Origin of the sequence: Amycolatopsis sp. La24 (genome assembly GCF_029087445.1) — a bacterium.
GTDB classification, from domain to species: Bacteria; Actinomycetota; Actinomycetes; order Mycobacteriales; family Pseudonocardiaceae; genus Amycolatopsis; species Amycolatopsis nivea.
Genome location: NZ_JARACH010000128.1, coordinates 1 through 5,350, shown reverse-complemented (window position 1 = coordinate 5,350; position 5,350 = coordinate 1). Strand labels below are relative to the sequence as shown.

The following is a 5,350-nucleotide window of genomic DNA, read 5'->3' as shown; positions in this document are numbered from 1 at the left end:
TACACAGCCAAAAACACGGCGCGGGGGTGCTTGTCAAGGCATCTTTCCCGCCTTGACAAGCACCCCCGCGCCGTAGTCACACTCAGGCTGAGGGGTGGTGGGCCAACCTCAAACGCAATGTCGCCGCCAGGCGACGAGCCGACCGAGCTGCCCAGGAAGCTCAAACACAAACCCCACCCAGGACAGCCGCAGCCTCCACGACCATCCCGTCCACCTCCCCCACCAACCGCTCAATCTCCCCCCACCACCGCGAATCCCGCCCCGAATCCGGAATCAGCGAAGTCCCCACCAGCAACAACAACGTATCCACCTCGTACGCCCGATCCGCCAACCGCAACAACGGCACCGGATCCCCACCGGAATCCCCGGCAGCAAAACGACAAGCCGCATGCCCCAGCTCCCGGCACACCGTCCGCAACCGTTCCCGCACCGCGTCCGCGCGCGGGTCCGCTCGAGGACCGCCGGTCCGGATATTCCACGCCACCGAAAGCAGACAGCGCCCGGCATCGTCCATCGCGGTGTTCGTCACCGGGCGAGTCTGGAAGCACCCTCCCCGCCGCGGGTGACCCGACACGCGCGACTCACCGCATCGAGTGAAGCAACCGCACCGTCGCGTCGAGCGGCAGGCGATCGTCCGCCGCGCGCGCGAGGAAATCCTTGATCCGCTGGCCGTCCGGAGTCAGCGAATCCACGTCGTTGACTTCCGCGCTCGCCGCTTCCAACGTCCCCAGCCCGGCATTGTGGTGCGCGTCCCGAACGGCGTTCCGCAGCACCGCCAGTTCCGCCGTCGACGGTCCCCGCTTCTCCGCCCGCAGACGCTCGACGATCCGGAGCACCTGCGGCGAATGCGCGGCCAGCGACTGCCGTCCGGCGAAGGACGCGACCATCCGCGGCGTCGCCCGCGTCTCGGCAGGCGGCGGTGGCACCTCGACCGCCTCGCCGACCACCCGCAGACTCTCCAGCGCCGCAGCACGCCGGCGTTCACTCTCGCGCACGCGCGCGAGCGGATCCTTCCGCCGGGACGCCGCGATCGAGCGCGCGTCCGCCCGGGCCCGCTCCCCCACGTCGGTCAGGCGCGAGCGCCGTTGATACGTGCCCTCGTCGGCAGCCTGCTTGCGCCGGTTCGCGAGCCAAGCCTCGAAGGTCTGCCCACGCCGGGGCGGCTCGCGCACCTCAGCCATGTCGGCGGCCGACTCGTCGGCGAACCAGGCCTTCATCCGCGAACGCAGGAAGTCGCCCGGCTTCTCGCTCGCGCGGCGCGGCCGCTGACGGGTCCCGTCCGGCAGCGCGCTCATCGCGATCAGCAGCGCGTCCGGGCAGTATCCGTTGGAGTACCAGAACTCCAGCTGCCGCTCGACGTCGTCGCGTTCCTCCCGCGTCAGCCGCTCGGACACCCAGCCCATGCGGCGGACCAGCACGCCCGTCGACTGGGCGCGTTCGCGTGCGTCGGCGGGCACGACCGTGGACGGCCACTCCTGATCCGCGATCCGCACCATGCCACACCTCCCTTGCCGACGACGCCTACGTTATCCCCCCGCACCGACAATTACCCGGCCCGCCGCAGCACCGCCACCGTGTTCGCCGCCACGATCACCCCGATCGCCGCCCACGCGACGGCGTCGAGCCGCTGGTCCAGCAGCACCAGCCCGACGAGCGCGGCCATCACCGGGTTGACGCTCATGAACGCCCCGAAGAACTGCGTCGGCACCCGGCGCAACGCCATCAGGTCGACGAGAAACGGCAGCGCCGACGACAGCAGCCCGGCGGTGAGCGCCGCCGCGAGCGCGCCGGGCGTCGGCGGGTGGTGCAGCATCGCGAACACCCCGATCGGCACGTACAGCAGACCGGACACCCCGGCCGCGGCAGCCGAACCCGCCGCCCCGGGCAGGCGTCGGCCGACGGTCCGGTTCAGCAGGATGTAGCAGGCCCAGCACGACGCGGCGACCAGCGCGAGCCCCATCCCGAGGTAGTCGGTGCTCGGCTGCGGCCGCATCAGCGCGCCGACCGCGACCGCGGCGGCCACCGCGCACGCCAGGTCCGTCCGGCGCCGGGAGCCGGCCAGCGCGATCGCCAGCGGGCCGAGGAATTCCAGCGTCACGGCCAGTCCGAGCCCGATCCGGTCGACGGCGGTGTAGAGCGACAGGTTCATCGTCGCGAACACCGCGGCCAAAGCGAGCACCGGCCACCACTGCCGCGCGGTGAAGCTCCGCAGCCGCGGCCGTCCGACCGCGAGCAGCACCACCGCCGCCACCCATTGGCGGACCGCCACCACGCCCGGCGGGCCGAGCACCGGGAACGCGAGCGCCGCGGTCGCCGCGCCGACCTGGTTCGACAGCGCGCTTCCGAGCAGCATCGCGGCGCCGGCCGCCCGGGCGTCGCCGCCGCGCGTGCGCGGAGCCAGTTCCGTAGTCGCCATGCGGTCGAGCATGCGACCGGCCGATCCATGCGCAAAATGCATTGACCGCATCAGCGATACGCTGGACGCATGGATCTGGAGCTGCGCCAGCTGCGCTGCCTCGTGACGATCGTGGACGCGGGCACGTTCACCGACGCCGCGCTGGAACTCGGCGTCTCGCAGGCGGCGGTATCCCGGAATCTGGCGTCGCTGGAACGGGTTCTCGGCGTGCAGCTGCTGCATCGCACCAGCCGGAGCCTCGAGCCGACGACCGCGGGCGTCCAGGTGCTCGCCCGCGCCCGGCATCTGCTCGCCGAGGCCGACGACCTCGTCCGCGAAGCGACCACCGGGCACACGCGGCTGCGCATGGGCCACGCGTGGTCGGCGATGGGCAGGCACACCGCGGAGTTCCAGCGTCGCTGGGCCGCCCGGTACCCGGACGTCGAACTGCTGCTCGTGCGCGCCAACACCGCGACCGCCGGGCTGGCAGAAGGACTCGTCGATCTCGCCGTGGTGCGCCACCAGGTGCCGTCGGGCAAGTACGCGCACGCGGCGGTCGGCCGCGAGGACCGCTACTGCGCCATGGCCGTCGACGATCCGCTCGCCGGACGCCGCACCGTCACGCTCGCCGATCTCGCGTCGCGGCTGCTGGTGATCGATCCGCGCACCGGCACCACTTCCGCCGAGCTGTGGCCGCCGGAAGCGCGCCCGCGGATCGAGTACACGCACGACGTCGACGACTGGCTGGCCGCCATCGCCACCGGCCGCTGCGTCGGCGTCACCCCGCATTCCACGGTGACGCAGTACCGCCGCGACGGCATCGTGTACCGCCGGGTCCGCGACGCGCCGCCGGTGCCGGTCCAGCTCGCGTGGCGCGCCCACGATCCGCATCCGGCCACGCACGCCGCGGTGGCGTTGCTCGGCGAGCTGTACCGGAAGCCGCCGAAAACCGCTTCCGCGCGCCCGCGATAGTCCACTGTGGATCTTGAACCCGGGGCGATCATTTTCCGTTGACGCGGCGGCGCGGGGCGGCAATGATGAAGTCGTCCAGCCACGAAAGGAACCACGGAATGCCGCGTCGCACCGAACGCATGCACCTGTCGGGCATTCCCGGCTCCGCGCCATGACGTGGCCTGCCACGCCGTGAGCGAGGAGCCGCCCGCCGGAACGCCGGCCGGGCGGCTTTTGCGTTCGCGGCCCGTTCAGCCCCGAAAGGAGGTGCCCGTCGCCATGGGAGTCCTGGTTCTCAATGCCGGCTACGAGCCCCTGCACACCGTCTCGCTCCCCCATGCCATCCGGATGCTGGTCCGCCAGGTCGCGGTCGTCCACGAAAGCGACGGGCCGGACCTCGGCGTCTTCCCGCGGCCGAAGGTGGTGCGGCTGCTGCGCTACGTCGTGATGAAATGGCGCTATTCCGGGCCGCCGCGCTGGTCGCGTACCGGCGTGCTGCGGCGAGACCGGCACACGTGCGCCTACTGCGGGCGCCGGGCCACCACGGTCGACCACATCACGCCGGTGTCGCGCGGCGGTCCGCGCACGAGCTGGCTCAACACCGTCGCGGCCTGCGGCGGGTCGGCGCGCAGCTGCAACGCGCGCAAGGCCGACCGCACGCCCGCCGAAGCCGGGCTGACGCTGCGTTTCCCGCCGCGCGTCCCGCGGTGGGAGGAGCTGCATCCGCTGGCCGGACTGTCCACATGAGACTCGCGCTAGGCTGTACCCCGTGAAGGGCTTGCTGCTGCGGCTGTCCGCGGTCGATTCCGGCGCGGAAACGGCGGTGCGCGTCATCGCGTATTTCGACGAGCTGATCGCCCGGCGCGCGACGCTGCCGGATTTGCTGCGCGCTACGGCTTTTCTCGCGGAATGCGCAGCCGGGATTCGCCGGGCGGACGGAACCGTGCTCCGGTACCGGCCGACCGGCGAACCCGGCGGCGACGGCCCGGTTCCGCCCGGCGCGGTCGTCGCGGACCTCGACGGCGCCGGGCGGGTCTGGCTGGAACGCGCGGGCGAACCGGGACCGCTGGACGATCTGGTGCTCGAACGGCTCGCGATCTCGGCGAAGGTGCTCAACCCGGTCGAACCGCCGCCTGCCGCACCGCATCTCGCCGACCCGGCGCTGGTCGAGCTGGTGCTGGGCGAGCAGGCGGCGGACGAGGACCGGGCGCGGGCGCTGACCCTGCTCGGCCTGGACACCGCGCGTCCGCTGCGAGTGGTGGCGGTCGCTTCGGGCGCGGGTCGCGATGCCGGCGCGGACGCGGTCGCGCTCGTCGCCCGCGGCAAACCGCTCGGCGCGCGGGTGGCCGTGGTCGGCGGGGTGGCCGCGGTGCTGGTGCAACCGCGCGAGGGCCCGGATTCGGTTGTCCCGACGCTGAACGAGACGCTGGCGTTGCGAGCCAAGGACCGCACGCTGCCCCGGGTGGGAGTCGGCGACGCGGTGGACGGCCTCGAAGCCCGGCGCTCGTGGCTGCAAGCCCGCCTGGCACAACGATTCGCGGCGACCGCACGGCCGTTGATCGTGCACGAGGACCTCGGCGCGGTGACGCTGCTGGCGGAGATCCCGGTCGAGCACCTGCGCGCGCAGCCGGACGTGCTGGCGTTGAACGCGCTCGCCGAGAGCGGCGATCTGGAAACGCTGGAAGCCTTCTGCCGCACGGGTTCTCTCCGGCAGGCGGCGATCGCGCTGCACCGGCACCACAGTTCGGTGGCGGCGCGGCTGGCGCACGTGGAGGACGCACTGGGATGGTCGCTGGACGACCCGGCGGGACGATTCCGGGCGCGGCTGGCGTTGGCGGCGCGGAGATTGGCGAACAGCGAGATCTCGTGAGTGTCGATGCCGGTTAGAACCCAATGCCGCGTAGCTTAGTTTGATCATGCTGCTGGGGTGAGTTTGCGGAGTCTGATGGCGGGTGGGCCGGGGTGGCGGGTGCTGGCGGGTTCGGTGCGTTTCTTGACCCGGTA

General features: G+C 72.2%; 6 protein-coding genes. 3 read left to right on the top strand and 3 right to left on the bottom strand.

What is annotated here, in order from left to right:
• Window positions 1-160: 160 nt before the first annotated feature.
• From PUT80_RS45975 to PUT80_RS45965, 3 genes are read right to left on the bottom strand one after another with little or no spacing between them, the layout of a single operon-like run.
• The gene (locus PUT80_RS45975; protein ID WP_240691491.1) at window positions 161-529 is read right to left on the bottom strand and encodes a hypothetical protein; all 369 of its coding nucleotides are present in this window, start codon (window positions 527-529) and stop codon (window positions 161-163) included.
• A 52-nt stretch (window positions 530-581) separates the two neighbouring features.
• Window positions 582-1,496 carry a hypothetical protein gene (locus PUT80_RS45970; protein WP_037818688.1) on the bottom strand — a complete coding sequence of 305 codons (915 nt, stop codon included), beginning with the start codon at window positions 1,494-1,496 and terminating at the stop codon, window positions 582-584.
• Window positions 1,497-1,546: 50 nt separating this feature from the next.
• A complete protein-coding gene (locus tag PUT80_RS45965; protein ID WP_051729629.1) occupies window positions 1,547-2,416 on the bottom strand; it encodes an EamA family transporter in 870 nt (289 codons plus the stop codon).
• A gap of 69 nt (window positions 2,417-2,485) precedes the next feature.
• Between PUT80_RS45965 and PUT80_RS45960 the strand changes: the two genes are divergently transcribed.
• From PUT80_RS45960 to PUT80_RS45950, 3 genes are all read left to right on the top strand, one after another.
• Window positions 2,486-3,367 carry a LysR family transcriptional regulator gene (locus PUT80_RS45960; RefSeq protein ID WP_037818684.1) on the top strand — a complete coding sequence of 294 codons (882 nt, stop codon included), beginning with the start codon at window positions 2,486-2,488 and terminating at the stop codon, window positions 3,365-3,367.
• A gap of 258 nt (window positions 3,368-3,625) precedes the next feature.
• Window positions 3,626-4,093 (top strand): HNH endonuclease, encoded by a 468-nt coding sequence (locus PUT80_RS45955; RefSeq protein ID WP_037818681.1) that lies wholly within the window; start codon window positions 3,626-3,628, stop codon window positions 4,091-4,093.
• Between the two features lie 22 nt (window positions 4,094-4,115).
• Entirely contained in the window at window positions 4,116-5,216 is a 1,101-nt protein-coding gene (locus PUT80_RS45950; RefSeq protein ID WP_037818679.1) for a helix-turn-helix domain-containing protein, read from the top strand.
• The last annotated feature ends 134 nt before the right edge of the window (window positions 5,217-5,350 follow it).

What these genes read in the sequence shown, in the direction of transcription:
- PUT80_RS45970 (WP_037818688.1), bottom strand. Translation starts at nt 1,496, where the DNA reads ATGGTGCGGATCGCGGATCAGGAGTGGCCGTCCACGGTCGTGCCCGCC.
- PUT80_RS45965 (WP_051729629.1), bottom strand. Translation starts at nt 2,416, where the DNA reads ATGGCGACTACGGAACTGGCTCCGCGCACGCGCGGCGGCGACGCCCGG.
- PUT80_RS45960 (WP_037818684.1), top strand. Translation starts at nt 2,486, where the DNA reads ATGGATCTGGAGCTGCGCCAGCTGCGCTGCCTCGTGACGATCGTGGAC.
- PUT80_RS45955 (WP_037818681.1), top strand. Translation starts at nt 3,626, where the DNA reads ATGGGAGTCCTGGTTCTCAATGCCGGCTACGAGCCCCTGCACACCGTC.